Annotated in this window: 24 protein-coding genes; 9 read left to right on the top strand and 15 right to left on the bottom strand. The window is 59.4% G+C overall.

Translation table 11 applies throughout. The features are described from left to right. Nucleotides 1-82: 82 nt before the first annotated feature. Both BLR69_RS01540 and BLR69_RS01545 read right to left on the bottom strand, forming a co-directional pair. Nucleotides 83-916: a CmcJ/NvfI family oxidoreductase gene (locus tag BLR69_RS01540; RefSeq protein WP_071495039.1), complete on the bottom strand. Its 834-nt coding sequence runs from the start codon at nt 914-916 to the stop codon at nt 83-85. Between the two features lie 14 nt (nt 917-930). After that, nucleotides 931-1659, bottom strand: a complete 729-nt coding sequence (locus BLR69_RS01545; RefSeq protein ID WP_071495038.1) for an SDR family NAD(P)-dependent oxidoreductase — start codon at nt 1657-1659, stop codon at nt 931-933. A 304-nt stretch (nt 1660-1963) separates the two neighbouring features. On the opposite strand from BLR69_RS01545, the gene BLR69_RS01550 reads away from it, so the two are divergent. Next, entirely contained in the window at nt 1964-3043 is a 1080-nt protein-coding gene (locus BLR69_RS01550; RefSeq protein ID WP_071495037.1) for a sigma-54 interaction domain-containing protein, read from the top strand. A gap of 7 nt (nt 3044-3050) precedes the next feature. Here BLR69_RS01550 and BLR69_RS01555 read toward each other — a convergent pair whose 3' ends face one another. The 7 genes from BLR69_RS01555 to BLR69_RS01585 are packed head-to-tail and all read right to left on the bottom strand — an operon-like array spanning nt 3051 to nt 11863. Beyond that, the gene (locus BLR69_RS01555; protein WP_071495036.1) at nt 3051-4187 is read right to left on the bottom strand and encodes an LLM class flavin-dependent oxidoreductase; all 1137 of its coding nucleotides are present in this window, start codon (nt 4185-4187) and stop codon (nt 3051-3053) included. Further along, complete coding sequence (locus BLR69_RS01560) at nt 4180-5157, bottom strand: LLM class flavin-dependent oxidoreductase (protein WP_071495035.1); 978 nt, start codon at nt 5155-5157, stop codon at nt 4180-4182. The genes BLR69_RS01555 and BLR69_RS01560 overlap by 8 nt, the downstream gene beginning before the upstream one ends. 16 nt (nt 5158-5173) lie before the next feature. Then, complete coding sequence (locus BLR69_RS01565; RefSeq protein WP_071495034.1) at nt 5174-6151, bottom strand: LLM class flavin-dependent oxidoreductase; 978 nt, start codon at nt 6149-6151, stop codon at nt 5174-5176. Then, on the bottom strand, nt 6148-7128 hold the full coding sequence (locus BLR69_RS01570) for an LLM class flavin-dependent oxidoreductase (RefSeq protein ID WP_071495033.1): 981 nt from the start codon (nt 7126-7128) through the stop codon (nt 6148-6150). Before BLR69_RS01570 ends, BLR69_RS01565 begins: the two co-directional genes overlap by 4 nt. Beyond that, nucleotides 7125-8039: a 5'/3'-nucleotidase SurE gene (locus tag BLR69_RS01575; RefSeq protein ID WP_071495032.1), complete on the bottom strand. Its 915-nt coding sequence runs from the start codon at nt 8037-8039 to the stop codon at nt 7125-7127. Before BLR69_RS01575 ends, BLR69_RS01570 begins: the two co-directional genes overlap by 4 nt. Beyond that, nucleotides 8036-9370: an LLM class flavin-dependent oxidoreductase gene (locus BLR69_RS01580; protein WP_071495031.1), complete on the bottom strand. Its 1335-nt coding sequence runs from the start codon at nt 9368-9370 to the stop codon at nt 8036-8038. The genes BLR69_RS01575 and BLR69_RS01580 overlap by 4 nt, the downstream gene beginning before the upstream one ends. 57 nt (nt 9371-9427) lie before the next feature. Further along, the gene (locus BLR69_RS01585) at nt 9428-11863 is read right to left on the bottom strand and encodes a TonB-dependent receptor plug domain-containing protein (protein WP_071495030.1); all 2436 of its coding nucleotides are present in this window, start codon (nt 11861-11863) and stop codon (nt 9428-9430) included. A 310-nt stretch (nt 11864-12173) separates the two neighbouring features. On the opposite strand from BLR69_RS01585, the gene BLR69_RS01590 reads away from it, so the two are divergent. After that, nucleotides 12174-13166 (top strand): P1 family peptidase, encoded by a 993-nt coding sequence (locus BLR69_RS01590; RefSeq protein WP_071495029.1) that lies wholly within the window; start codon nt 12174-12176, stop codon nt 13164-13166. Nucleotides 13167-13269: 103 nt separating this feature from the next. Here BLR69_RS01590 and BLR69_RS01595 read toward each other — a convergent pair whose 3' ends face one another. Beyond that, nucleotides 13270-14610 (bottom strand): tetratricopeptide repeat protein, encoded by a 1341-nt coding sequence (locus tag BLR69_RS01595; RefSeq protein ID WP_071495028.1) that lies wholly within the window; start codon nt 14608-14610, stop codon nt 13270-13272. A gap of 317 nt (nt 14611-14927) precedes the next feature. Between BLR69_RS01595 and BLR69_RS01600 the strand changes: the two genes are divergently transcribed. From BLR69_RS01600 to BLR69_RS01620, 5 genes are read left to right on the top strand one after another with little or no spacing between them, the layout of a single operon-like run. Further along, on the top strand, nt 14928-16511 hold the full coding sequence (locus tag BLR69_RS01600) for an ABC transporter substrate-binding protein (protein ID WP_071495027.1): 1584 nt from the start codon (nt 14928-14930) through the stop codon (nt 16509-16511). Next, on the top strand, nt 16508-17485 hold the full coding sequence (locus BLR69_RS01605) for an ABC transporter permease (protein WP_071495026.1): 978 nt from the start codon (nt 16508-16510) through the stop codon (nt 17483-17485). Before BLR69_RS01600 ends, BLR69_RS01605 begins: the two co-directional genes overlap by 4 nt. Further along, nucleotides 17485-18312, top strand: coding sequence for an ABC transporter permease (locus BLR69_RS01610; protein ID WP_071495025.1), 828 nt, complete (start codon nt 17485-17487; stop codon nt 18310-18312). The genes BLR69_RS01605 and BLR69_RS01610 overlap by 1 nt, the downstream gene beginning before the upstream one ends. Beyond that, nucleotides 18309-19955, top strand: a complete 1647-nt coding sequence (locus BLR69_RS01615) for a dipeptide ABC transporter ATP-binding protein (RefSeq protein ID WP_071495024.1) — start codon at nt 18309-18311, stop codon at nt 19953-19955. Before BLR69_RS01610 ends, BLR69_RS01615 begins: the two co-directional genes overlap by 4 nt. Continuing rightward, nucleotides 19948-20823 (top strand): alpha/beta fold hydrolase, encoded by an 876-nt coding sequence (locus BLR69_RS01620; protein ID WP_071495023.1) that lies wholly within the window; start codon nt 19948-19950, stop codon nt 20821-20823. The genes BLR69_RS01615 and BLR69_RS01620 overlap by 8 nt, the downstream gene beginning before the upstream one ends. A 318-nt stretch (nt 20824-21141) precedes the next feature. Here BLR69_RS01620 and BLR69_RS01625 read toward each other — a convergent pair whose 3' ends face one another. From BLR69_RS01625 to cysC, 3 genes are read right to left on the bottom strand one after another with little or no spacing between them, the layout of a single operon-like run. Next, entirely contained in the window at nt 21142-21408 is a 267-nt protein-coding gene (locus BLR69_RS01625) for a hypothetical protein (protein ID WP_071495022.1), read from the bottom strand. Nucleotides 21409-21453: 45 nt separating this feature from the next. Beyond that, nucleotides 21454-22776 carry a diaminopimelate decarboxylase gene (lysA, locus tag BLR69_RS01630; RefSeq protein ID WP_071495021.1) on the bottom strand — a complete coding sequence of 441 codons (1323 nt, stop codon included), beginning with the start codon at nt 22774-22776 and terminating at the stop codon, nt 21454-21456. Nucleotides 22777-22799: 23 nt separating this feature from the next. Then, nucleotides 22800-23234 carry an adenylyl-sulfate kinase gene (cysC, locus tag BLR69_RS31025; RefSeq protein WP_083365757.1) on the bottom strand — a complete coding sequence of 145 codons (435 nt, stop codon included), beginning with the start codon at nt 23232-23234 and terminating at the stop codon, nt 22800-22802. 438 nt (nt 23235-23672) lie between these two features. On the opposite strand from cysC, the gene BLR69_RS01645 reads away from it, so the two are divergent. Together BLR69_RS01645 and BLR69_RS31335 are read left to right on the top strand one after the other, a co-directional pair. Then, entirely contained in the window at nt 23673-24599 is a 927-nt protein-coding gene (locus BLR69_RS01645; protein ID WP_071495019.1) for a LysR family transcriptional regulator, read from the top strand. A gap of 81 nt (nt 24600-24680) precedes the next feature. Further along, a complete protein-coding gene (locus BLR69_RS31335; protein WP_331716267.1) occupies nt 24681-24797 on the top strand; it encodes an Arm DNA-binding domain-containing protein in 117 nt (38 codons plus the stop codon). Between the two features lie 26 nt (nt 24798-24823). Here BLR69_RS31335 and BLR69_RS30660 read toward each other — a convergent pair whose 3' ends face one another. Together BLR69_RS30660 and BLR69_RS01650 are read right to left on the bottom strand one after the other, a co-directional pair. Continuing rightward, a complete protein-coding gene (locus BLR69_RS30660) occupies nt 24824-25018 on the bottom strand; it encodes a hypothetical protein (protein ID WP_134434934.1) in 195 nt (64 codons plus the stop codon). A gap of 172 nt (nt 25019-25190) precedes the next feature. Continuing rightward, a complete protein-coding gene (locus BLR69_RS01650) occupies nt 25191-26405 on the bottom strand; it encodes an MFS transporter (protein ID WP_071495018.1) in 1215 nt (404 codons plus the stop codon). Nucleotides 26406-26474: the final 69 nt, after the last annotated feature.

Here is a 26474-nt window from a genome sequence, read left to right on the forward strand (position 1 = left end):
TCATTTTGTTCGGCAAGCGCGGATCGCAGGCTTGGCCGGTGACCAAGGTTAGCCGCGATCCGTTGCTGGGTGAAGCCTTGATTTACGTGTCGAAGAACACCAGTGCGCGCAATTCGATGCTGCGCCGTGGCGGCGCGTACTTTGGCGTGGTGGGGTCATCAAACGCGGTGTGTGCACTCAGCCTGGCCACATCCCGCCGCGAATCGTGGATCTTCAACAGCAAGGCCTCGTCCGGCCGCAACTGCGGGTAGTAATACCAGCGGTGAGCCGGGTTGGCCTTGACCGAAAACGTTTCGCCGACCTTGTCGCGATACACCAGGTCGCTGGGCAACAAATCGCTATCGGCCATACTGCGCGCATCGCACAAGGCAAGGGGCGTGCTCAGCACTGTCGCGCCGATTGGGCGCCACACATTGATGATCGCAAAGCGTTTGAGCAGGCGCTGTTCGGCTTCGTCCGTGTCGAGGTGGTCGCGCACACGGCGAATCGCCGAGCGTTCGGTCTGGTCGTTGTGCACGTAGCGTACCGGCTCGCGCAGGCCACGCGCCTCACGGCCAGGGTCATCGACGCGAATCGTATGGTCGAAAATCACCACCTTCACCGCGCCGGTCTGCTGTTTGAGCAAGGCTTCGGTTTCCGGGTAGTAGTGCAGGCGCACTTGGTCGTCATCCTCCAGGTTCGCAACGGCACTGGTGTGATCGACCTTTTCGAAGCCTTGGCGGTTGATATTCGCCGGTTCGTCGAGCAACCGGGCGTTATGAATGGTCACCTGGGTCGGGTCCAGCACGCCGCTGCGCAGGGCCTCGCCGTCTGGTGGCGGGTAGGTGTAATTCACCGGGCGCTGGCCGGTGTCCTGCAGATAATTGAGCACGCCGAGCACGGATGTGGGGGCGAGTTGAGTCTGATGGGTTCCCATAAAAAACCTCCAGGTCAGAACGGTTCCTTGAACGGCCGCAGGTCCAGCTCCTGGGTCCAGGCGCTGCGCGGTTGGGTGTGCAGGTACCAATACGCGTCGGCGATATCGTCGAGCTTCAACGCGCCGTCTTCACCCAGCTTGGCCATGTAATCCGGTGTGCGGCTTTGCACGCGTTCGCCATCGATGGAACCGTCGATGACCACATGGGCGACATGCACATTTTTCGGCCCGAATTCCCGCGCAAACGACTGGCTTACCGAGCGCAGCCCGGCCTTACCTGCCGCAAACGCGGTGTAAGGCGGCTTGCCACGCAATGACGCGGTGGCGCCGGTAAACAACAGGCTGCCGCCACCATTGGCAAGCAAGGTGCGGGTGGCTTCGCGGGCGAATAAAAAGCCCCCCAACGTCGAGGCGCGCCAGGTTTGCTCGAACAACTCGGCGCTCAACTCAAGCGCCGGCTTGGACACCGAATTGCCCACGTTGAAGATCGCCGCCCTGAGTGTGCCGAGCTCATTGACCTGGGCGATGGCGGCGAGCACGTCGGCTTCGATACCCAAGTCGGCCACGATTGCATTGGCTTTGCCGCCGTACGCTTCTATATCCGCCACCACCGTCTGCAACTTGTCCAGGCTCCTGCCGCTGACCGCTACGCGGTAGTCCTCGCGGGCAAAACGCCGCGCCAAGGCTGCACCCAGCCCGGCAACCGCGCCGACCCCGGCAATCCACACCACTGATTCCGCCATGCGCTACATCCTCCGATGGGGTAAGTGGCTACCAATCTACCCATGGCCGGGCGGGAGGAATAAGAATATCGACAGCTAAGGTTATGCTCGTCTTTTCAGGCGTAGGGGATCAGAAGGCCCAGCCTGTAATTAAGCCCCCTGGATCGTTTCTTATCGTTCGCCCATGTAAGCGATTGGCGTAGGACAGGTCGAATAGCGTTCTTGTTGCGAGGTTATATCCTCATGTTTTTTTAATATTTCTTGTTATATGGCGCGAGCAGTAAAGTGCTGTTAATTCCTTCATGGCCGCCATTGGAAATTGTCTATGAACATCCCGCGCGGACACCCCAGCCCGATTTTGACATTGCCTCAGGGCGATAAAGATCCTCTTTCAATCCGAGCGAAAGCGCTGGTATTTGCCGACCCCCGGTCTCGGCAGTTGCTGGAGTATCTGCAGCGGGTGGCGCCCAGTGACGCGCCAGTGTTGATCAATGGAGAGACGGGCACCGGTAAGGAGTTGGTGGCGCGCTACATCCATTCGAGCAGTGGCCGCACTGGCGCTTTTATTGCGGTCAACTGCGGTGCGATCAGTGAGACCCTGGCTGAAAGCGAGTTTTTTGGCCACGAGGCCGGTTCGTTTTCCGGAGCTGTCGGTCGGCGAGCCGGCTGGTTCGAGGAGGCTGATGGGGGGACGCTGTTTCTCGATGAGATCGGCGATTTGCCGTTGCCTTTGCAAGTTAAATTGCTGCGTGTCCTACAGGAACAGGAAGTGGTTCGAGTCGGCTCGCGCAAACCGATCAAGATCAACATCCGATTGGTGACGGCTACCAACGTCAATTTGGAACAGGCCATTGAAGCTGGCAATTTTCGGCTCGATCTGTTCTATCGAATAAACGTCGCCCAAGTGGAAGTTCTGCCGTTAAGGGCGCGTCCCTTGGACATTCTGCCGTTGGTGGAACACTTCAGGAAACTCTACAGCGCCCGCCTTAAAATCAATGAGCCTATGCTTTCGGAGTCGGCTACTCAGGCGCTGCTCGATTATCCCTGGCCGGGGAATATCCGAGAGCTCGAGAACGTTGTTCACTTGGCTTTACTGGTGGCCGGCGACAGACCGGTCCGCCCCGAGCACTTGAAGTTCTCGGCAGGCCTTAGTGCATTGCAAGGCGCAAGTTCCAACGGGGTGCAAAAGCTTCCTCAGGAAGTGCTTCGCGAACAGTTTTTGCGATTTTTCGACGTTCCAGGTGATTCGCTCTTGCACGATATTGAGGCGTTGATGGTGCGCGAGGCGTTTGCCTACTGCGGTTTCAACCAGTTACGCACCGCGCAACTGCTGGGTATTACCCGCAACGCCATGCGCACCTTACTGGTCAATCACGGCATGCTCAAAGGCCGAGCAAAACCCTGACCTGCGTTCAACCTTGTTTGACCTGGCTGGGTGGGTTACCTATACGGCGCAGCTGAGGCAGCAACTGCTCGCCCAGGTGAATCGCCTCCTCCAAATGGGGGAAACCCGACAGAATAAAACTGTCCACCCCCAACTGGTGGTACTCCTCGATTCGCTCTGCCACCTGCGCATAACTGCCGACCAACGCTGTTCCTGCGCCGCCGCGTACCAAGCCTACACCGGCCCAGAGATTGGCTGACACCTCAAGTTCCCGAGCGCCGCGCCCACGGCCCTGCATCAACTGCGTCTGCCTGCTTTGCCCCACCGACTCATACGCCGCCATCTGCCGTTGTGCATGGTCAATGGTATCCTTTGGGATTTCTTCCAGCAGCCTTTCCACGTGGGCCCACGCCGCGTCATCAGTGACAGCGGCGAACACGTGCAGACGCAGACCGAAGCGTAGCGTACGGCCTTGGGCGGCAGCCAGGTCACGCATGCGTTGGATGCGTTCGGCGATCATCACCGGCGGTTCGCACCACATCAGATAAGTTTGCCCATGGGCCGCACCGACACGCTCAGCCGCTTCGGAAGCGCCGCCAAAGTAAATCGGCGGTACTCGTGCGCCTGGCGCAATCGGCGTTTGAATGCCGCTGCGGTAGTAACGTCCCTGATGCGCGGGCGGTTGGGCTGCCCACACGGCCTGGAACACCTGCAGAAATTCTGCGGTGCGTGCGTAACGTTCATCGTGTTCGAGAAAATCCCCGAGGGAACGCTGTTCAAAACGGCTGGAGCCGGTCACCACATGCAACGCCAGGCGGTTCTCGCTGAGCAGTTGCAACGTCGCCGCGCGGTGGGCGGTATAGGCTGGCAGCTCGGTGCCCGGTCGCAGCGTCAGGAGGAATTTCAGGCGGCGCACTTCCTGGGCCAGCACCGCAGTGATCAGCCACGGGTCCTCAAACCCGGCAGCGGTGGGCACCATGATGCCGTCGAAACCGGCCTGCTCGGTGGCGCGTACAATCTGGCGCAGATAGTCCAGCGTCGGTGCACGCTCGCCTTGCTGAAACAACCCGACCCTTGGCAAGCCGCTGCTGGTGAGGTGACGGCCATCGCCATTGGTGGGTAAAAACCAGTCCAGTTGGATCGGTGGGCGTACATCATCAGTCATGGTGCAGGCGCTCCTTGCGCAAACCCTGTTGAAAAAGCAACGGTAAAACCTGTTCGCCAAAGCGCAGCACTTCGCTGACTGACGGCCCGCCCTCCAGGATCAGATGATTCAAGCCAATACCGTGCAGTTCTTGCAGGCGTGTAGCGACTTGTTGTGGGGTGCCCACCAGGACCAGCGGTTGGCCGGCGTCCCGTTGCAGCAGGTTGGGATGCACTTCCCACTGGCGCAGCGGGTGGCGTGCACGGGGCAGGGTGGCCAGGGGTTCCTCGGGCAATTGAGGCACCGATAATAAAGTGGCGGCGGTCTCCCAGGCGAGGTCTTCGCTGTCGCCGAGGATCAACCCAAACGTGCAGGCAAAGTCGAGCGTAGGTTGGACCTGCCGCCAGCGCTGTATCTCCTGGGCCAGTCGTTGTGGATGGCCAGGTGCTAACAGGCAGGTATGGGCATGTGCCGCCACCAGCGCATGGCTCTGGGTGTCGTCCAGTAGCAACGATGGGGCGGGTATTTCGCGGCGGGTGAAGCCGGCGTTCTCCAGTTGGAAATAACGGCCCTGATAGTCGAACCCTTCGGTGTTGGACGCCAGCAGGTGTTGCAGCAGTTCCAGATATTCGCCAATGCGTTCGCTGCGTTGGTCGCGGTTGAGCCACTCCCCAAAGGCACTGTGTTCTCTATTGGGTAAATGTAGCCGCACACGGTGGCCGCTGATCGACTGCAGGCTTTGCAGGGTAGTGGCCAGCGCGGCTGGCAGCATCACTTCCGGCGGCACACTCACCGACAACTGCACGCTGCGTGTATGCGCGCACAAAGCTGCCGCCACGCCCAGGCTGTCGGCACATAACGCGCCGCCGGGAATCCAGAGGCCATCGAGCCCGGCGTACTCCACGGCCTGGGCCAATTGAATCCATTGTCCCGGCCGCGCCGCCCAGTCTGGGGTACACAGGGGCATCAACCAGCTGAATTCCAGGGGCATGTATAAGCTCCGTTATTCATCGTTTTTTCCAACCCAAGGCCGGGGCGATGTCCCGGGCCAGGATTTCCAAGCGTGTGAGAATTTGTGCCTGGGTCGAGCTTTCCGCCTGAACCACAGCAATCATGTAGTCAGCATAAGGCAGCAGCGACGGGTCCTGTTGCAAGCTTTCGATCACTTCATCGGGATGGCCGTGGTGCACGTTCATCAAGCGCAGGTGTTCCTGCAAATCCACGGCTTCGTCGATCAGGCCCTCACGTTGCAAGCGCGGGATATGCCGCTCGATATCCACCGACAGTTCGGCCTGGGCGCTGGCGCGGTCGATGGCGGGGAAAATGGCACGAACCACGCCAATACGCGGTGCGCGGTCACTGCGCGACCAGGCTTGCAGGTAGGCATCCGCCAAAGGCTTTTGCACGGTGAGCGGATCATGGGTGGCGGTGCCCAGCAGCAGTCCGTTGCCTTGTCGGGCGGTATAGACCGCGCCGTCAGTGCTGCCGTGGGAATGCCAAAGGCGTTCGCCCAGACCGAGTGCAGGCGGTTGCAACGTTAATTCGCCGGTCAGCGGTTTACCTTCCAGAAGGCGCTGCAAGCGTTGCTGGCGCTCGGTAAAATCCGCCTGGCGCCGGCTTGGGTCGCGGTCAAAAGCGCTGAAGTTATCGAGGTTGGCGCCACCACTGCCCAGGCCCAATTGCACGCGCCCGCTGCTCAGGGCGTCCACCACACTGGCGTCTTCGGCCAGGCGGATCGGGTCCTCGAATGGCAACACAATCACCCCGGTGCCCAGTTCGATATGCCGCGTGCGTTCGGCAACGGCCGCCAGCAGCACCAAGGGTGAAGGAAGACGACCAAAGCCATTGCTCAAGTGGTGCTGGGCAATCCAGCCACCGTCGAAGCCGAGGGCTTCAGCCACTTCGAATTGTTCGATCAGGTCGCGGTAGACCTGCTGGGGGTCATCACCAAAAGCGTGGCTGAGGAAACCCAATTTGAACGTCATGACGGGGCTCCTGTGGGTTGCCAGCCCAGTGCTGGTGCGATGTGTTCGCGGATGATCTCCAGCGCACGGATCGCCTCGCGCAGCGGCGTGCTGGTGGTTTGTACTTGCAGGATCAGTTGGTCGTGGGCTGTCAATGGCGGGCCTTGCTGCAATTGCTCGATGATTTGCTCCACCGGGCCGTGCAACACGCCGAGGCGCTTGAGGGTGGTGTCGAAGTCAGCGTCCAGAGTGCCCTTGAGTACGCCGATGCTTTGCTGGCGTTGCACATAGGCCTGGATATCGCGGCGTGTGGCATCGTCCGGTGCGGCGAGCAAGGCCTGCACCCGTGCGACGCGGGCGGGCGTGCCGTTGTCGCCGGTCCAGGCGTTGCGGTAGCGGTTCACCAGTTCCACACCGGCTTGGGCAGGCAAATGCGGATTGGGTGCCATGATCAGGCCGTGGCCACGTTCGGCTACCAGCTCCACCCGCGCGGTGGCTTCCCACACACGCTGGCTCAAACCGTTGGTGCGTGGCAGGAGGCGGGAACCGCTATCGGTCAGTGGCGCGTTGCCAAATGCATTGAGCAACTGTTGAAGGTGCTGCTCGTAGTCACGATGCCGTGTTTCATGCTCGCGGCCGAAGGCGAGGAAGGTCTCAGGATCAAAACCCGCACCGAGGCCCAGTTCCAGTCGGCCGTTGCACAGCAAGTCCAGCACGGCGGCGTCTTCCGCCAGGCGCAGCGGCGCCTCCTGGGGTAATACGATAATCCCGGTGCCGAGGCTGATATGCCGTGTCTGCTGGGCGACGGCCGCCAACACTACCAACGGCGACGGCAAGCGCCCATTTTCACTGGCGAAGTGGTGCTGCGCTAACCAGCCACTGTCAAAGCCCAGCGCTTCGGCAACCTTGAACAGTTCCAGGGTGTCCCGGTAGACCTTGGGATCAGCACTCGGGCTATAGACCCGGCTCAGAAACCCGAGGGAAAAGCCTGCACTCATGGTTTCACCTCATGGGCCAACTGATTTTGCAGTGCTGGCCCTGCGCTGACGGATTCCGGCAGGCCACTGAACGGGCTGATGGTCAGGTAGCCTTTGTTCAGCCATACCGCTTCATCGTTCTGTTGCGCAGCGGTAGCGGCGGGGCTGTATTGGAAGCCGATGCCGGGTTTGCCGGGCAGGTTGAACTGCTTGAGATCATCGGTGTACAGCGCCTCAAAACCCACATAGCTGCCGACGCGGGTCAGTTTGACGCCTTTTATCTGCCCATCCTTGGGCAAGTTGATATTCAAGCCCAGGCCCGGCGGTAGCAGCGCGCCATCGGGTTGGCGATGCTGCTCAAGGGCATGCACCAGTTTTGCTACCAGTTGGGCGGCGCGCTGCGGGTCTTTCTCCTTCAGATCAGTACTCACCGCCAATGCCGGAATGCCCGACTGCAGCGCCACGCTGGCGGTATTGAAGGTGCCGGAGGCCATATTGATCGCGCCGAGGTTATTGCCAGGGTTGGGGCCGACGATCACCAGGTCGGGATGTGGCAGGACTTTGTTCAGGCCCATCAGCAGTGCCATCACCGGCGAGCCGCTGATTTCGATCTGTACTGCTTTGCCGGCGCACTCGGTGCTCTGGCATATGCCGTTGTCGGTGGTGCTGATGTAGTAGCTGTCGGGGTAAGCGGGGTCGGTATCGTGTCCAACACTCACTTCGCGACCGAAGAAGAACGAACCGCCTCGCGCGCTCTGATCACTCTGGGGCGCGGCGATTTTCACGTTATGGCCCTGGGCTTTCAGCACGGTGTAGAGTGCGCGAATGTTCGGATGCTGATAGCCGTCGTCATTGCTCAGCAAGATGTTCAAGGCGAAGGCTTTGGGGGCGATCAAGCTGGCGAAGGCGAGCATCCAGGCGCTGCGTTTCATGCCCTCTCTCCCGTAAAGCGGTTGTCCGGGCGCGGCAGGCCGAGGTTTTCGCGCAGGGTGGCGCCCTCGTATTCCTGGCGAAACAGCCCACGCGCCTGCAGCAACGGAATCACCTGATCGACGAACACGTCGATGGCGCCAGGGAAGTACGGGAAGAACACATTGAAGCCATCGCATGCCCGCGCCTGGAACCATGCCTCAAAGTGATCGGCAACGTCCTCGGCTGTGCCTATCACCGGGTTGCCTCCGGCCAGGCGCAAGTACAGCTGGCGGATGCTCAGGTTCTCCGTGCGCGCCAATTCCAGCACCTTATCCCGACGACTGCCGCGCTGGCCCACGGGGGTTTCCGGCAATGGGCCGTCGAGGTCATGGCCGGAGAGGTCGATGTCATCGCCCAAGGTGTCGGCCAGCAGGCGCAGGCCCAGCACCGGGTCGATCAGCGCCTGGAACTCTTCGAACAGCAACTTGGCGTGTTCACGGGTATCGGCAATAAACGGTGTGACGCCGGGTAGGATTTTGACGTGATCCGGGTCGCGGCCGAGGGCAGCGGCGCGTGCCTTGATGTCCTGGTAGAACGCCTGGGCGCCTTCCAGGTTATTCGAGTGGGCGAAGATCAGTTCGGCAACCCGGGCGGCGAGTTGTTTGCCCGGCTCCGATGCCCCGGCCTGCACCAGTACCGGGTGACCCTGGGGCGGGCGAGCCATGTTGAGCGGGCCGCGTACGGCAAAGTGCTTGCCGCGATGGTTGAGGGTGTGCAATTTGGCCGGGTCGAAATACTCGCCACTGGCTTTGTCGCGAGTAAAGGCGTCGTCGTCCCAGCTGTCCCACAGATCCTTGACCACGTCATGGAACTCTTCGGCACGCTGGTAGCGGTCGCCATGGTCGACGTGGTTTTCGCGGCCGAAATTCCACGCTTCATCCGAGACTACCGAGGTCACCAGGTTCCAGGCGGCGCGTCCCTTGGACAGGTGGTCCAGGGACGCGAATTTGCGCGCGATATGGTACGGCTCGTTGTAGGTGGTGGTCGCGGTTGCAATCAGCCCGATATTGTTTGTGACGGCAGCCAGGGCCGACATCAACGTCAGCGGTTCGAAGTGTTCGGCGCGGGCCGTACGGCTCAGGGCATCGTGATGGTGGCCCCACAAGGCGACCACATCGGCAATAAACAATGCATCGAACTTGCCGCGCTCGGCGGTCTGCGCAATGTGTTTGAAATGGTCGAAATCCAGGCTGGCATCGGCTTGGGCCAACGGGTGGCGCCAGGCGGCGACGTGGTGGCCGCTGTTGGCGAGGAAGGCCCCTAGTTTGAGTTTGTCGGTGCGGCGGGTCATGAACAGGCTCCCATCAGGGGCAGGTGCGGAGCGGGTGAACCGGCTCCGCAGGCTGGCTTAAAAGTTGTACGTCACGCCGGTGTACCAGTAGCCGCCGGTGGTGCCGTAGGGCGAGAAGTTGCCATAGGGAAAGCCGCCCGAGCTGCTGGCCAGGTCAGTGCGTTCCGGGTACTTGTTGAACAGGTTGTTGGCGCCTGCATTCAGAGTGATCGCCGGAGTCAGGTGGTAGTCGATGTTCAGGTCGGTGATCCACGCTGGCGAGAACGTGCGGTCGAAGGATTCGGCGGTGCCGTACTGGGTGTACTCGCCGTAGCGGGTCAGGTTGAGGCCGATCTCGAACTTGTCGACGGTCCAAGTGGTGCCCAGCAGCAATTTGGATTGCGGCAAACCGTACTTGAGGTTGCCCTGGCGCTGACGGTCATAACCGCCGGTTGGGCCGAGGGCTTGTTGGGCCACGCTGGAGGCGTGGATGTCGTCGATCTGCGTGGTGTTCCAGTTGAAGCCCAAGGTGTAACGCAGGTTGCCGTAGGCACCGATGCTCTGGCGGTAGTCTCCGACGAGGTCGACGCCACGGGTAGTGGTATCGAGGGCGTTAGTGAAATAGGTCACCGCCTGGTTCGGGTTGAGACCCGCTGCTGCGAGGATTGCGCTGATTTGCGGTGTGCCGCCCAGGTAGCCGGTTTGCGCGATGCGGTTCTTGATTTTAATCTGGTAGGCATCAAGGGTGATGCTGGTGGCGTCCGTCGGTTGCAGAGTCAGGCCCAGGCTGAAGTTGGTGGACTTCTCAGGTTTGAGAGTCTCGGCACCGAGCGCCTTGGCCACGTCGGAGTTGACTGCAACGTTACGGTAGTCGAACAGCTGGCCGTTGACGCTGGTTTGCGAGGTGGAGCTGTAAATCTGCTGGGCCAGTGAAGGCGCACGGAAACCGGTGCTGAAGGTGCCGCGTACTGCCAGGATCGGTGTGAGTTGGTAGCGGGTGGAGAACTTTCCGTTAGTCGTGGTGCCCGAGCCATCGTTGTAGTGCTCGTAGCGACCGGCCAGGTCGACGTGCCATTTATCGGTGAAGTCCTGGCCGATCTCACCATACCCGGCGAGGCTGGTGCGGCCTTTTTGCGCAGCATCCTGCGGGGTGGTACCGGCACCGGAGATGGTGCCCGGTGCGATCAGGCCACCGCTGGCTCCGGTGGTGAAAGGGCCGCTGGCGTAGGAGGCGAAGTCACCCTTGCCGATCTTGTAGTTCTCGTAGCGTTGCTCCAGGCCCCAGGAAATCTGCGTGGGTTTGTGCAGGCCGAGGTCAAATGCGCGGGTCAGATCGAGGTTGTTGGTCCATTGGCTGAAGGTCTTGACGCCGGTGTCCACCGAGGTCGGCGAGTCCGGGCCGTAGCTCAGGTTGTAGGTGTGACGCAGGGTCGCTTCGGCATGGTCCTGGCCATAGGTGCTGGACAGGTCATAGTCCCAGCCGGCGAGTTCGCCCTTGCCGCCAAACGCTACCTGGAAGTCATTTTCGATAAAACGCAGGGTGTCTTCGATGCCTTCGGGGAAGGGGGTGCGGATGCCATCGAAGCTGGCGGGCTGGTGGAAAGCCAGCGGTTTTTCCGAGTTGCGGCGGGTGTAGGTGGAGAATGAGTAGAGCGTGAGGGCATCGTCCACCGGCAGCTCGGCGTTGTAGCCGAAACTGAAGTTGCGTGCCTCGGGCAGGCCGGTGCCGTAGTAGGTGTGTTGCAGGCTGGTGTTGCCGGCCGAGTCGGTATATGGCGCGTTGTCGGAGCGGTCGGAGATCTTCTGTTTCTTCACGTCCAGGGCGAGGTTGATAAAGCCGTCGTTGGGCAGCGAAAGGCCGACATTGCCGGTTTGGCGCGCGGTTTCTCCGTCGCCGTTTTCATAGTTCTGGCCGTAGCTTGTGGACAGGCTGCCGCCGTGGTCGGTCTGCTTGAGCACGATGTTGACCACGCCGCCAATCGCATCCGAACCATACTGGGCCGAGGCGCCGTCACGGAGCACTTCGACATGATCCACCAGAGCGGTGGGGATCATGTCCAAGTCCACCGGTTGCGAGCCGGAGTTGAGGTAGGTGCCGTTATTGAGCAGCGCGCTGTTGTGGCGACGCTTGCCGTTGACCAGTACCAGCACCTGGTCGCCATTGAGGCCACGCAGGCTGATCGGGCGCACCACCGACGTTGAGCCGAAGCCTGACGATGCTGGCTGATTGAGGGATGGCAGTACCTTGCTCAGGGCGCGGGTGAGATCGCCTTGCCCGGTGGCCAGCAGTTGCTTGGAGGAGATCACGTCCACGGGCGACGGGCTCTCGGCCAGGGTGCGCGCCTGGCCACGGTTGCCGATCACCACAACGGTGTCCAAGGGGTTATCGCTGGCCGGCGCGTCGGCGGCGACAGTCAGGCTGCTGTAGCTGGCGGCTTCGTACAGGGCAATAAACAACAACGTGTGGGCGAAGGCCTTACTGGGTCGGCGACTTGTGGCGCGTGATGCATTCATGATGGGAAATACTCCAGTGGTTTAAGGTGTTGGGCCTTGATAGAGGACGGCTTGTTGAGTTCAAGCTCTGGTGGGAAGGCTGGAGAGCAAGGGCTGTGCCATCTGTTAAAATTGTTTAAAAACATAGGCTTATTGCGTAGTAAGCGGGGGTGTTGGTGTTTTTTTAACAAGCCGAAGGGCAGGGTGTTGGTTTTTGTGCAGGGGCTGTCATCGGCAACCGGGTATCGAGCCGTAAGGCTTGGGTGGTTGTGCTTGGCACACGACTTGCTCTCCCCACGCAACACCCTGAACCCAAGGAAGCTATTTCTGTATGCCTAGACCCGGCCCGCGCAATGCCCTCACCGATATCCCAGGCCTCACGGTCGGCCACGCCACGGACCTGCGCGTCGACACCGGCGTCACAGTGATTCGCCCCAATGGTTTCTGGACTGCCAGCATCGACATTCGCGGCGGTGGCCCTGGCGGGCGTGAAACCGCCGCCTTGGAGCCGGAAAACATGGTCGGCCAACTCCACGCTCTGGTTTTCGCCGGCGGCTCGGTGTTCGGCCTGGGCGCGGCGGATGCCGTGGCGGCAAAACTGTCTCAGGACGAGGTGGGCCTGCATTTGAAACCCGGCGCCCCGGCAATCCCCATAGTGCCCGCCGCCGTGTTGCACGACCTGGCCAACGGCGGCGACAAGGACTGGGGCCTGGACCCGCCTTACCGACGCCTGGGCTTTGAAGCGCTGGCCAATGCTGGAGAAGATTTCGAGTTGGGCTCGGTGGGCGCCGGCCGTGGCGCCATGGCCGGTGTATTGAAAGGCGGGCTGGGTACCGCCTCGCTGGACCTGGGTGACGGATTGATCGTCGCCGCACTGGTCGTCGCCAACCCCATTGGCTCGGTGTACATGCCCGACGGTAAAACGTTCTGGGCCTGGCCCTGGGAAGTCGCGGGGGAATTCGGTGGCCGGCGGCCTGAAGCCGAGATGGACTGCAGCGACCCGATGCCGGAGTTGTCACGCCTGGGTTCGATGGGCCGCCTGCAAGCCGGGGCCAACACGACGCTGGTGGTGGTCGCCAGTACCGCTCGGCTCACTGTGGCTGAGTGCAAGCGCGTGGCGATCATGGCTCAGGACGGAATTGCCCGTGCGGTGCGTCCGGCGCATTTGCCGTTTGATGGGGACACTGTATTTGCCTTGGCGTCGGAGGCGGTTGAGTTGACCGATGGCCCACGGCGGCAGGTGGAGATTGGTTGTATTGGCTCGGCGGCTGCGGATTGCGTGGTGCGGGCGATCGCCAGAGGGGTGTTCAGTGCCAGGGGCTAGCCACTATCCACTGTAGGAACCGGCTCGCCGGCGACGGCGGCGGTTTAGCTTGCGCCTGTGTTAACTGACAGACCGCTAACGCCGACAAGCCGGCTCCTGCTGCTCAGGTGAAAGGTGATAGGCGCGTCTGTGCCTTTGCCGCCAGCTCCGGCAACTTCAACGCCTCATACACCCGTACCAAACTCCGATTCGTCGGCACATCCCACCCGTCATACCGGCGCCGCAATTCCAGTGTCTGCTGCGCCCCCAACCAATCCCCGGCCTTCACTCGTGCATCCAGCTCCACCAGGGCAAACAGATCGCGCTGTGCGTGGCTGCCACCAATCTCATTCAGCCGGGGAAGGGCGATCGTCAGTTGCGCCAGCGACTGTTGCCAGTCGCCACGTGCATGGGCCAATAAGCCCTTCGCCAACGGCAGGGTCACTTCGCCCCACACCGGCCGTGCGTCAAAGCTGTACTGGCGCAACGTCGCCAGCAACCTATCCGCCTCCGGCTTGCCCGCCCGGGCCAGGCCATACAGGTACTGCACGCTCAGGAACGGCTGTACCGTATCGCAGACCCGACGTTGTAGGTAGGGTGCCAGCGCCTGCCAGCGCTCTCCCACGTTGATGCCGGCCAGTTCCAATCGCGCGAGCAAGGACACGGCGCCGACCTGGTCCTGGGAGTATTCCGGGAGAATGCCCCACACGTGTTGGTCGTAAATCTCCAGCACGCGCTGTTTCTCGCCCCGCGCCAGGTAGAACAACGCCAGGTGCCACCAGTTGTGGGTGTACATGAACGAGTTCAAACCGTCCCAGTGATGGGTCACGCTTTCCAGGAATACCGTGCCTTCCTCGATACGTCCCTGGGTCAGCATCACATGGGCCAGGGCGTGCTGGGCCCAAGGCTCCGAGGGTTGCAGGCGCAAGGCTTGCAGCGCGCTGGCTTCGGCGTCTTCAAGCAGGTGGCATTGCTCGTAGGCGAAGGCCAGCAGACCGTGGCTGTGGGCAATATCGGGTGCGCCAGCGGTGGCCTTTAGGCCGATGCGCAACAGGGCGGGCCAGTTGCCGCGGTTGAATTCCAGGTACTGGTTGAGCTTGGCGGCGAATAGGTCGCGGGGGTAGCGGTCGAGCAGGTTTGCGCTCAAATGCAGGACCTGATCGAGGTCGTCCTTGATCCAGGCTTGCAGCACGCCAAGGTACAGCTGAGCGCGCGGGTGAGCGGCGTGCGCCGCACGTTGGTGGTATTTTTCCGCCAGTGCCGGGCCCTCGGGCGACTCGCTGAACATCAGCAGCAAGCCGGCAAACGCATTAGCCAGCGCGGAGCCGGGATCGGCATCGGCGGTGGCAAGGATGCGTTCGGCACGGGGCTGGTAGCCGAGGAAGCCGCCTATGAAGTCGTCCAGCCCTTGGCGGGTGGTGGGGTCGGTGGTGTCGATGGGGTTGCCCAGGTAATCCAGTGACATAGTGGCGAGGCTCGTTTATTCAGATGACGGTTACAGGGGCAAACCTTGTGCCATCGACCAGCGATGAACCCCTGTGGGAGGGGGCTTGCCCCCGATAGCGGCGTGTCAGTTGGCTCATTCATTGATGACCGACCGGTATCGGGGGCAAGCCCCCTCCCGCATTTGAAATGCTTTGCTGCTGCTTTTTGCACACTCAGGCGCAGCTCTGTGGTTTTTTCATCAGCGCGATCACCACCAACCCCAGCAATACCCGCCCAACCGGCCATGGCACAACGCTTGCAAAACCCTCGTTATATTTTTCAATTCGAGGAGACTCCATGCGCTCATTCTCTTTCCGCCGTGCCCTCACGTCCGTGGCACTGTGCACCACGTTGTTGGCCGGCCAGGCTCAAGCGCAACCCCAGGAGGGCGGGGTGCTCAACCTGGTGGCCCAGCCGGAGCCGCCCTCGCTGATGCACGGCGTAGTCAGCCATGTGTCGACCCAATACGTGAGCGGCAAGGTGCTCCAGGGCCTGCTCACTTTCGACACACACCTTGCGCCCAAACCGGTATTGGCCAAAGCCTGGACTATCTCCCCTGACGGCCTCACCTATACTTTCGACTTGCAGGACGGCGTGCACTGGCACGACGGTCCAGCGTTCACCGCCGATGACGTGGTGTTCAGCTTCCAGATCTTCTACCCCGAGGTGGACAAGCGTCTTGGCGGTATCATCACCGAGTACGTCGAGAGCATCACCGCCAAAGGTCCGCTGCAGGTGGTCTTTCACCTGAAGAAACCTTTCGCACCGTTGCTTTCGGCCTTGGGCAGCGGCTTGCGCCCGGTGGTGCCGAAGCACCTTTACGAGAACACCGACTTTCGTAACAACCCCTACAACCTAAAACCGGTGGGTACCGGGCCGTTTGTGTTCGTCGAGTGGAAACGAGGCGCCTATATCAAGCTGGCTAAAAACCCCAACTACTGGAAAAAGGGCCTGCCGTACCTCGACAGCATCATCTTCCACGTCATTCCTGATGCCTCTTCGCGTGCCGCCGCGTTCGAGCGTAACGACGTGCAAGTGCTGCGCAGCGGCGATGCGGATTACTCCGACCTTAAGCGCCTGACCGCCTTGCCCGATGTGCAGTCGTCGGAAAAGGGCTGGGAGTTGTACGCGGGTCTGGCCTTCCTGCAAATCAACACGCGCAAGCCACCGTTGAACAACCCCAAGGTGCGCCAGGCGATCCTGTATGCGCTGAACCGACAGTTCATCGTCGATAACATCTTCTTCGGCTCGGGCAAGGTCGCTCAGGGGCCGTTTGTGTCCAGCTCGCCTTACCACGATCCCCAGTTGCCGCAGTACGCCTATGACGTGAAAAAGGCCAAAGCGCTGATTGCCGAATCCGGCGTGGATGTCGGCGCGGTGCGCATTCGCCTGCTCAATGGCGAGAAGGGGGGGGCCTGGGAGCGCCTGGCCGAATACACCAAGCAGTCCTTGCAACCCCTGGGTTTCAAGGTGCAGGTGGTCACATCCGACGCGGCGACCTGGTTCCAGCGCGTAAGCGACTGGGACTTCGACCTGACCTACAATTTTATCTTCCAGATCGGCGATCCCTACCTGACCAGCGCCTACCTGTTCCGCTCCGACTACATACTCAAAACCTCGCCGTTCGCCAACGTCAGCGGCTACAACAGCGCCGAGGCCGACGCCTTGTGGGCGAAAGTCGCCGATACCCCGGAAGGCCCGGAGCGCAAACAGCTCTACAGCCAGTTGGAGAACGTGCTGAACGCTGACCTGCCCATCGCACCGATCTTCGAAATGCGTTACCCGACGCTGTTTCACAAACAGGTGAAAAACCTGCTGCAGACCGCTACCAGCCTTAACGAGGACGACGAGAGCGTGTACCTCGAGGCCCTGGCACCATGAACGGCGCGTTGTATTTCAGCGGGCGGCTCGTCAAGGCGTTGCTGATGGTGGTGGCGGTGCTGGTGCTGAGCTTCCTGCTGATTCGCCTGGCGCCGGGCGATCCTGCATTGCTGTTGGCCGGAGAGGCGGGGGTGGACGATGTGCAGTTTATCGAGCAGCTGCGCCAGACCATGGGCCTGGATAAGCCGCTGCTCCAGCAGTTGCTGATATACCTGGGCAATATCGCCCACCTGGACCTGGGTTATTCCTACCGAAACCAGACGTCGGTGTGGTCGCTGATCGCCGAACGGTTGCCGGCAACGCTGGCATTGATGGGCTCGGCCTTTGTGGTTTCTTCCGTGCTTGGCGTGACCTTGGGTGTGCTGGCGGCGCGGGCACGGCAGAAACGGCATTGGCTGGACGACGTGATCTCCCACGGTGCTTTGTTGCTGTACGCGATGCCGCCGTTCTGGCTGGCGATGCTGATGATTTTGCTGTTCTCCGTAAGTCTGGATTGGTTGCCGGCGTTCGGTATGGAGACCGTGGGCCGGGACTTCTCGCTGCTGGATCGCCTGCGGCATCTGTTGTTGCCGTGCCTATCCCTGAGCGTGCTGTTTCTGGCCCTGTATATCCACCTCACCCGAGCCGCCGTGCTCGATGCTCTTGGTCAGGAATACGTGCGCACTGCTCACGCCAAAGGCCTGCATCCACGACGGATCCTGTATGTACATGTGTTGCGCAATGCACTGCTGCCGGTGGTGACTTTCGCTGGTTTGCAACTCGGCCAACTGGCCAGCGGTGCGTTACTGGTGGAGGTGGTGTACTCCTGGCCTGGCATTGGCCGCTTGATGTATGACTCATTGGCCCAGCGTGACTACGGTGTGTTGATGGGCGGCTTTCTGGTGATCTCGATTTTGGTGGTGGGCTTCAATGTGTTGACCGATGTGATTTGCCGTTTGCTCGACCCACGTATAGGCGCCGGAGGACAGGGCTGATGGCGGTGCTCACACGCTTTATTCACCAGCCGTCGGCGCTGGCTGGCGCGGTGTTTTTGCTGGTGTTAGCAGCACTAGCGACTGCCGCACCGTGGCTCACCAGTAGCTCGCCCTGGGAAATGAACACCCAGCCGATGCTCCCGCCGTTCCGCGATTCGGCGCACTGGCTGGGCAGCGATATGCTCGGCCGCGACCTCGGCAGCGGCTTGCTCTACGGCGCCCGTGTGTCCTTGGCCGTGGGGATGTTGACCAGTCTGGCGACCTTGCTGGTGGGGCTGCTCGTCGGCGCTGTCGCCGGTTATTTCGGTGGCTGGCTCGACGGCGTGCTGATGCGAATCGCCGAGTTCTTTCAGATCATTCCGCAGTTAGTGTTAGCGGTGATCCTGGTGGCGGTGCTGGAGCCGTCCCTGGGTTCCATCGTGCTGGCGATTTCGCTGGTGGCGTGGCCGGGCGTCGCGCGGCTGGTGCGCAGCGAATTCCTTACCCTGAGACAACGTGAGTTTGTGCAGGCGGCGCGGGTGCTGGGGCAATCGCCATTAGGCATCATCAGCCAACAAATCCTGCCCAATGCCTTGGCGCCGTTGTTGGTGACCATGACCTTTGTGATGGCCACTGCCGTTCTCACCGAAGCCGCGTTAGCGTTTCTCGGCCTGAGCGACCCTGAGGCCATGAGCTGGGGTTACATGATCAACGCGTCCCGTGGGCTGCTGCGGGATGCCTGGTGGATGAGTTTCTTGCCGGGGTTGGCGATTGTGCTGTGCGTGCTGGCGGTGAACCGGGTGGGCGAAGGCTTGCGCGTGGCCTTTGAACCGGGGAGGTCGCTATGACGTTGCTCAGTGTGGAAAACCTGCGTATCGCCTTGCCGGCCGGTGCCGACCGCAGTCACGCGCTGTATGACCTGTCGCTGCAATTGCGCAGCGGCGAATGCCTATGTGTAGTGGGCGAGTCCGGCTCGGGCAAGTCGATGTTGGCCAAGGCATTGTTGCGCCAGTTACCGACGCCGCTGAGCGTGGAAAGCGGGCGACTGGTGTTTCGTGATGAAGACCTGGCGAAGTTCAGTGAAACCGCGATGCGCCAGCTGCGCGGGCGAGATATAAGCATGGTGTTCCAGGAGCCCATGAGCGCGCTGAACCCGCTGCTGCGCGTGGGTGAGCAGATCGATGAAACCCTGCGCGCCCACGGGGTGAAATCGGCCCAGGAGCGTCGCCGACGGGTTGTGGAGTTGCTGGGTTATGTCGGCCTGCCCGAGCCGGAACGCCTGCGCCTGGTCTATCCCTTTGAGCTCTCCGGTGGCCAGCGTCAGCGCGTGGTCATCGCCATGGCGTTGGCGTTCGATCCCTCGTTACTGATCGCCGACGAACCCACCTCGGCGCTGGACGTGACCACCCAGGCGCAAATCATCGATCTGTTACGCAAGATTCAACAGGACAAGGGCATGTCGCTGTTGTTCATCACCCATGATTTCGCCATGGTCGAGGCCATTGCCGACCGCGTGCTGGTGCTGGAAAAAGGCCAGCTGGTGGAGCAGGGCAGCTCCCATCAAATATTGCGCAAGCCTCAGGCGCTTTATACCCAGCAACTGTTGGCAGCGGTCTCGGCGCAACCGCGGGCCCCGCGCACGACGGTGGACGGGAGTGTGGTGCTCAAGGCCGAGCAACTCAATAAAGTGTTTCACAGCCACAGCGGTTGGTGGCGCAAGCGTGCCACCCAGGCCCTGACGCAGGTTCAGTTGACCCTGCGCGAGGGTGAAACCCTGGGCATTGTTGGGGAGTCAGGCTCGGGGAAATCCACTCTGGGCCGTTGCCTTGTTCGGCTGCTACGTGCTGACAGTGGTCAAATTCAATGGCTGGGTCAGGATGTAACGGCGCTGTCCGAAGGGCGTTTGCGAGCATTGCGCAGCGACGTGCAGATGATTTTCCAGGACCCGTTTGCCTCGCTCAATCCGCGCCAGACCGTCGGTCGTATCGTCATGACCGGCCCGCTGGTACAGGGACACTCAAAGGCCGAGGCCGAGCGGCGCGCGCGGGCAATACTGGAGTTGGTTGGGCTGCCCGCAGCCGCGTTCGAACGCTATGCTCATCAGTTTTCCGGTGGTCAGCGCCAGCGTATCGGTATCGCCCGTGCCTTGGCTGTAGAGCCGAAAATACTCATCGCGGACGAATGCGTTTCCGCTCTGGATGCGCTGATCCAGGTACAGATTCTCGAGTTGCTTGAAGACCTGCAACGTCGGCTCAAGCTGAGCATTGTGTTCATCACCCACGATTTGCGAGTGGCCGCCAGACTGTGTGATCGCATTGCCGTGATGCAGGGCGGGCATGTGGTGGAGCAGGGGGAAACGGCAACGCTACTGGTCCATCCGCAACACGTTTATACCCAGACCTTATTGCGTGGTTTTTCCAGAACCGCCCCCCCTTCGACCGTCATTCCTCAAAAGCTTGAATCCAAAGAGGCTTGTCCCACTCATGGCTGATTTACATGCATTTTCTGATTTACCTCTGGTGCGGGGCGAGCCGGTGGAGATCCGTCCAGGACGGCACCTGAGCATCGCTTATCAACCAGGCACGCATCAGGCAGATACAGTTTTGTTCTTCGGGCATGGTGGGGGTGGTCACAAGGATCAATGGCGCGAGTTATGGCAGGCGTTGGCCGATCAGGGATACAGCCTGGTGGCGTGGGACCTGTTGGGGCACGGCGATAGCGAAAAGCCGCGCCAGCCGCAGGCCTATGCCTGGTCGGAACTGGTGGCAGATCAGCTGGAAATACTGAGCCGCTACGCTGCACGGCGGAATATCCTGGTCGCACATTCCTTTGGTACCGGACTGGGGTTGAGTGCCTTGCTGGAGCTCCCACACAGGTTGCCGCAGGTGACCATAGATGGCGCCCTGCTGCTAGGCACGCAACTGCATCGCCCGTTGAGCCGCGGTGGTCTGATGGCGCTGCCTGTCTGGGTGTTGGAGCTGCTGCGGCCGTTGCTGGCCAAGGGCTTTCGTCAGCGTGCGTGGCACCCCGCAGCCGATTCCCGGCTGGTAGCCTACGAGGAAAACCTGACTCGTCGTAATCGTTTGTATGTGTTCAAGTCTCTACTGCAAAACGCCCAATGGCCCGACGCCGATGCCCTGGCCCGACTGACGTTGCCGACTTATGTGTTAGCGGGAGACAGCGACGGGCTGACGCCCTCCAGTGGGGGTGAAGCGCTCGCCCGACAGCTGGCAACGGGTAGCTTTGAGGTGTTGGAGCGGTGTGGTCATCAATTGATGTTGGAGCGGCCTGCGCAGGTGCTGGCGGCATTCCAGAGGCTGATGAAAAAACTTGATCAGCGTCCAGGTTCGTCCGGTTGAGCTGGCTTCAGTTGGTGAACACGTGAATACCGGCCTTATGCATGGGTACTCTATCCAGCGCAGCGCTTTAAATGTAGCGCTGATGAGTATTTGTTTTTTTGGCTAAGGGTGGAATCCATTAGCTTGTCTTGGAATCACCTTCTTCTTGGTCCTTGATACCCTTCAAAAACAAGTCCAGAATTGAGTCTTTTCCTGCTTTGGCAAGAAAAGAAACCCCTTAGATTTCAATGGGTCGGACACCAGGTGCGAGTCTCGTTTCCCGCTCCAAAATTTGATCAGCAGATGTCCACTGGACGCTGGGATCCACGAAATAGACGCTTAGGCGTCTTTTTTCGTTCCTGCGGAAAACCACTGAAAACCAGGGTAATCCAGTACGTTTAAGTACTTTTTTAAGTGCTTTTTTCGGCAAGACTCAAATTCGTATTGTTGCTGGATCCTCTCAGGTCGCCAATCGTTGATATAAAAATCAATGATGGGCGAGGCACTTTGGACGTGCAGGACCGCTACGCCCTCTGAATGAAACTTAGCGGCCAGTTTCGCGCCAGTGGAATACGCATCGACGATTACTGCAATGTTGTGAGTCATGGTCACATTCCAATCTATTTAGAGAGCCGCCGCAGTACGTCAGCGTCAAGCGTTGTCCAAGCCACATAATTCGTGAACCACTAAATCTTCGTGAGTTTCACGAGCCCGTATTAACTTGGCATTGATTCCCTCAACCAGGACTTCGGGTGGGCGCCCACGGGAGTTATATTGGCTGGCCATACTCATGCCATACGCACCACATGAAAAAATCGCCAATACACTGCCATTGTCAAACGCCGGTAATGCTCGACCTAATGCAAAGTGATCGCCGGTCTCACAAATAGGCCCAACAATATCGGTCTCCTCCAAGTGAGTGACGTCGGACAGCTGAGCGCTGTGGGTTATCGCAGTCCAATGGCCAGAAAGATTTTCAAAATGGGTTGGCCAAATAACATGGTTGGCACCATACAGGGTGGGCCGCAGCAGTACGTTCATGCCCGCATCGACAATAGCGATCTTTCGATCCCAGCCTTGTTTAATGTATTCGACGGTGGTCAGCAAAATACCCGCATTTGCGCTGATCGAACGACCCGGTTCAATGATGAAGCGGATACCGCGCTGTTTCAGCCCTTGCAGACGCTGACAAATAAGTGCTCCCGTTTCTGTTAATGAGCCAACGGGATTGCTTTCGGTCCCGTACTGCGCTGGAAAACCTCCGCCAATGTTGACAAATTCGATCGCGCAATCAGTCGCCTTAAGTCGGTTGATCATGTCCTCGATCTTATCGATGGCAGACAAATAGGTCTGAGCTGATGGAATCGGCGATCCAAGGTGAATATGGATCCCAACGACATCGACGCTTGAGTAACGTTTCGGCTCGAACAGTTCGTAGGCGCGTTCCATCGGTATGCCAAATTTTGTCTGGCGGCCGCCTGTTGAGGTTTTTTCAGGGGTGTCAGCATCCGCCACATCCGGATTGATACGAATGGCCACTTTTATACGCTTACCGGCAGTTGTGGCGACCTCATCCAAACGCAGCAGCTCGCCTTCAGACTCCACATTAAAAAGGAAAACGCCAGCTTCAACCGCGTAGCGAATTTCTTCACGCGACTTGCCGACCCCGGCAAACACAATCTTGTCCGCAGTCACTCCCGCCATCAGTGCCCGGTGGAGCTCACCGCCACTGACCACATCCAGCCCTGATCCTTGATCGACCAAGAGCTTAAGGATGCTGAGATTACTGCAGCTTTTAACTGAGAAACAAATCAACGGCGAGAGGGCAGAAAAAGCATCTTTCAGCACGCTGTAGTGATTTTTCAGGGTGTGTGCTGAATAGACATACACGGGACTTCCATGCTGTTCGACTATTTGACGAACATCAAGGTGCTCCACATGTAAATGACCGTCGACAAAATTAAAATGGTCCATCTTGCTTCCTCCAGTTGATGAGCTTAACTGCGTGCACTGATACGCTCGCGGGATAAGCAGTCATCCGTTGATTCCAATAACAACCGACCCGTGCTGTACAAATAGTTGACAATCTTTTCAGCGCAAGCAATTGCGGTTTGAGTGTCAGTGTTGATGATGAGTTCGGGATGTACCGGTGGTTCATACGGAGAATCGATGCCGGTAAACTCGGCGACCTGTTTCTCCCTGGCCTTTTTATAGAGCCCTTTTGGATCGCGTGCCTCGCACACATCAAAAGAGGCATTGATAAAGATTTCCACATAATCACTGTCGCCAATCAGCGCTCTCACCAGGGCGCGATCATGTCGAAAAGGAGAAATAAACGCGGTCAATACAATCAAGCCCGCGTCAGCAAGCAACTTGCTGACTTCACTCACCCGTCGAATATTTTCACTTCGCCCTTGGTGGGTGAAATCCAGGTCAAGTCATAGCCCATGACGTACGTTATCCCCGTCCAACACGCAAGTCAGGTAACCTTTTTGGTGTCGTAATGCTTCCCCAAGCTCGAAAAAGTTGCAGCCTAGTTGAATCGAATGCTCCAACGCCGAAATGCCGCTGACATCGGATGAGCCGGTCCAACCCCCTTCACCTCCCGCGACCCCCCACATTCCATATCCAACTTCAGAAACATTCCATTCCAGTCGTCCAAATCGCCGGTATTTCATCGCCCGCTCGCTGTAGGGTTATTTTATTCAGGACGCGATAAGCGCACTCATGTAGTGATCACCCTGATCATTAACGTCTCGAGTACCTGGAAAGTATGCTCAGCAAAAAAACAAAGTAAAAATATCAATTTAGTGGCTGGCTATTCATTTCTGATATGGTGTGGCTTATTCGATTCATCGCGGGGTTGGCTCATGAATTTCAGTTTTCGCCATGTGGAAGTATTTTGGGCGGTAATGACGACAGGCAGCGCGACGGGTGCCGCTGAACTTCTGCATACCTCGCAGCCCACCATTAGCCGAGAGCTCAGCCGGTTCGAAACGCTGACTCAGTTGACGTTGTTCAAGCGCGCGGGTGCAAAGTTGATTCCGACTGAGCATGGGCTGATGTTGTTCGATGAAGTTCAACGCAGCTATGTGGGGTTAGCCCGAGTAAAAAATGCCGTCGAGGCCATCAAGCATTTTCGGCAAGGGCAAATTTCGTTGACGTGCATACCGGCTTTCTCGAATGCCTTGTTGCCGCAGGTCTGCCAGGATTTCTGCAGTAAATTTCCTGGCGTCAGCATCAATATCACGCCCCAGGATTCGCCCGCCCTCGAGGAGTCGCTAACTGCTCAGCGTTATCACCTGGGGTTGACTGAAACCCTGGAAACACCTCCGGGCACCTACATCGAAACACTCTTGAACCTCGACGTGGTGTGTGTTTTACCCTCTTATCACGAATTAAATGCGAAAACAGTCCTCACACCACAAGACTTCGAGGGGCAAAATTTTGTTTACCTTGCGGCGGATGATCCCTACAGAAGAAAAACGGACGCTATCTTCCACCAGTCAGGCATTGAAAGACGGCTGGTGGTAGAGACGCATAGCGCGAGCGCTGTGTGTGCGACTGTTAACCTTGGGGTGGGCGTTGCCATTGTGAATCCGATCACCGCCCTCGACTATGTCGGGCGAGGTTTGCAGATTCGTCGCTTTTCACATTCAATTTCTTACTGTGTAAGTGTTGTACGGCCGTTGCACCGACCCGAATCGTCTACCGTGGAACATTTTGTTGATTCCCTTCGGAAAAACTGTCAGCAGATAAGTGCCCGGTTAGAGGGCTTAGACAAAATCAAGTGGTAAGCCGGCGAGCAAGCATGTGAGCCTCGGCCAGCCACACTCACGTCTCAATCACATCGAGTAGCCGATCATGATGCATGATCACTGTTCCGTTTTTACTGGGCGTGTCAGCAAGTCAAAATGTCCTTTGGCTGCTACCCCGCAGTCAGCCTTAAACAAGCACGTGAATATCGTGATGAAGCGCGCAGGTTGCGGGACTGAATTCAACGTGCGCGCCTGTGACGTATTCAACCATCCTTCATCAGTGAGTTAAGCTGTTCTTCCGCTATTTTCAGCGCATTCATACCGGCGATGAGTTCCTCTTCGCGCCTGTCGAATGAGCGTTCGCGCACAGCCATGTCCTCTTCCCGTTGTTTGAGTTCACGCATGCGCTCATCAAGCATCACGAATTTACCCAGCAGTGTCTCCTTATGCTGGGTCACGCTTGCAATTTAAATCAAAGACTAAGTCGCCTAATGCACGTCTCGTTTCCCGCTCCAAACACAAAGAAAAAGCCACTCTAACGAGTGGCTTTTTTTTTGCCTGCTGTTCCGTCCAGAATCGTGTCCGCCATTCGGGCGGTCTCGATTGCCGATTGTTAGCGCGGCCCAACGGTCAACGCCTGAAAGCCTGCCTCTTGGCCACCCAGACAATCAACAGCGCCGGCAGCAGCAGCGCCAATGCTACCCAGGGAATAGCGCTCGCCCCTCGGGTTCCCAGGAGAACACCGCCGATCACACCGCTGCCTGCAAATGCCAGGTTAAACACGGTGACCAGCATGGATTGCGCAATGTCAGCGCCGTCTCCGGCAACTTCCGCCAAGGCGGTTTGCAATAAGGTTGGCGCGCCGCCGAAGCTCATCCCCCACAAGACGATGCTGATATAGATCGCGCTGGCGGGCAGGTCACCCAGCCCAAGGGCAAACGACACCAGGGTGAATGCTGTCAGGCTGAGCAGTACCAGGCTGCGCAGCCTGCCATCAATCAGCGTGCCGATCACCCATAGGCCGAACAAGGCCGCAATACCGAATGCAAGGAGGCCCCGATCAACCTGATCGGCCAAACCAACCGAAGCCAGGAACGCAGCAATATAGGTATAGAAGGTGTAATGGGCCAGGATCCAGAGCATGACCACCGCCAGCACCGGCCGCACCCCCGGGGTTTGCAAGACCCTGCGTAGCGGCAGGCGTCGATCGGCGCGTTGTCCGGGGTAGTCAGGCACTTTCAGATAGATCCAGGCCATCAGCAAAAGGCTGAGTCCTGAGAGTGTCCCGAACACGCATCGCCATCCCAGCAGTTTGCCGAGCCAAGCACCCAGCGGTACGCCCAGGGCCAGTGCCAAAGGGATGCCGAGCATGGCCAGCGCCATGGCGCGACCTTGCAATTGTGGGGTGACCAACCGTCTGGCGTAGCCGGCCAGCAGGCTCCAGGCCAGACCGGTGGCAATGCCCACCATGAAGCGAGCCGCCAGCGTCAATGCAAACCAGGGCGACAGGGCGGTCACCGCATTGCAGGCGCAAAACACCCCGACCGCCAGTAATAGCAACAAGCGCCGACGCCAACCTTGCAACGCGAGCGTCAAAGGAATAGCCGCCAACCCTGAGCCCAGTGCGCACAGCGTCACCATCTGGCCGGCCCACGCTTGCGACACACCCAATGCTTCGGCGATCTGTGGCAAAAGTCCTGCGGGCAGTGTTTCATTGGCGGTGGCGATAAAGCTACCCATTGTCAGCGCCAACAGGGCCGCCAGTGGCAGACGCCCGGTAGTGAGATGTTCGCGCGTGTTAGATGTCGTGAAAGAGCCATTTTCAACATGTGATTTGCCAGTCATGACCTGTGCTCAGTAGGAAGGGAGGCACGAGTGTGATGAATTGTCACAGATTTGATAATTGGCCTACCA

It is taken from the genome of Pseudomonas azotoformans, assembly GCF_900103345.1.
GTDB classification, from domain to species: Bacteria; Pseudomonadota; Gammaproteobacteria; order Pseudomonadales; family Pseudomonadaceae; genus Aquipseudomonas; species Aquipseudomonas azotoformans.

Coding starts and splice junctions, on each gene's coding strand:
- BLR69_RS01540 (WP_071495039.1), bottom strand. CDS start 916: ATGGGAACCCATCAGACTCAACTCGCCCCCACATCCGTGCTCGGCGTG.
- BLR69_RS01545 (WP_071495038.1), bottom strand. CDS start 1,659: ATGGCGGAATCAGTGGTGTGGATTGCCGGGGTCGGCGCGGTTGCCGGG.
- BLR69_RS01550 (WP_071495037.1), top strand. CDS start 1,964: ATGAACATCCCGCGCGGACACCCCAGCCCGATTTTGACATTGCCTCAG.
- BLR69_RS01555 (WP_071495036.1), bottom strand. CDS start 4,187: ATGACTGATGATGTACGCCCACCGATCCAACTGGACTGGTTTTTACCC.
- BLR69_RS01560 (WP_071495035.1), bottom strand. CDS start 5,157: ATGCCCCTGGAATTCAGCTGGTTGATGCCCCTGTGTACCCCAGACTGG.
- BLR69_RS01565 (WP_071495034.1), bottom strand. CDS start 6,151: ATGACGTTCAAATTGGGTTTCCTCAGCCACGCTTTTGGTGATGACCCC.
- BLR69_RS01570 (WP_071495033.1), bottom strand. CDS start 7,128: ATGAGTGCAGGCTTTTCCCTCGGGTTTCTGAGCCGGGTCTATAGCCCG.
- BLR69_RS01575 (WP_071495032.1), bottom strand. CDS start 8,039: ATGAAACGCAGCGCCTGGATGCTCGCCTTCGCCAGCTTGATCGCCCCC.
- BLR69_RS01580 (WP_071495031.1), bottom strand. CDS start 9,370: ATGACCCGCCGCACCGACAAACTCAAACTAGGGGCCTTCCTCGCCAAC.
- BLR69_RS01585 (WP_071495030.1), bottom strand. CDS start 11,863: ATGAATGCATCACGCGCCACAAGTCGCCGACCCAGTAAGGCCTTCGCC.
- BLR69_RS01590 (WP_071495029.1), top strand. CDS start 12,174: ATGCCTAGACCCGGCCCGCGCAATGCCCTCACCGATATCCCAGGCCTC.
- BLR69_RS01595 (WP_071495028.1), bottom strand. CDS start 14,610: ATGTCACTGGATTACCTGGGCAACCCCATCGACACCACCGACCCCACC.
- BLR69_RS01600 (WP_071495027.1), top strand. CDS start 14,928: ATGCGCTCATTCTCTTTCCGCCGTGCCCTCACGTCCGTGGCACTGTGC.
- BLR69_RS01605 (WP_071495026.1), top strand. CDS start 16,508: ATGAACGGCGCGTTGTATTTCAGCGGGCGGCTCGTCAAGGCGTTGCTG.
- BLR69_RS01610 (WP_071495025.1), top strand. CDS start 17,485: ATGGCGGTGCTCACACGCTTTATTCACCAGCCGTCGGCGCTGGCTGGC.
- BLR69_RS01615 (WP_071495024.1), top strand. CDS start 18,309: ATGACGTTGCTCAGTGTGGAAAACCTGCGTATCGCCTTGCCGGCCGGT.
- BLR69_RS01620 (WP_071495023.1), top strand. CDS start 19,948: ATGGCTGATTTACATGCATTTTCTGATTTACCTCTGGTGCGGGGCGAG.
- BLR69_RS01625 (WP_071495022.1), bottom strand. CDS start 21,408: ATGACTCACAACATTGCAGTAATCGTCGATGCGTATTCCACTGGCGCG.
- lysA (WP_071495021.1), bottom strand. CDS start 22,776: ATGGACCATTTTAATTTTGTCGACGGTCATTTACATGTGGAGCACCTT.
- BLR69_RS01645 (WP_071495019.1), top strand. CDS start 23,673: ATGAATTTCAGTTTTCGCCATGTGGAAGTATTTTGGGCGGTAATGACG.
- BLR69_RS01650 (WP_071495018.1), bottom strand. CDS start 26,405: ATGACTGGCAAATCACATGTTGAAAATGGCTCTTTCACGACATCTAAC.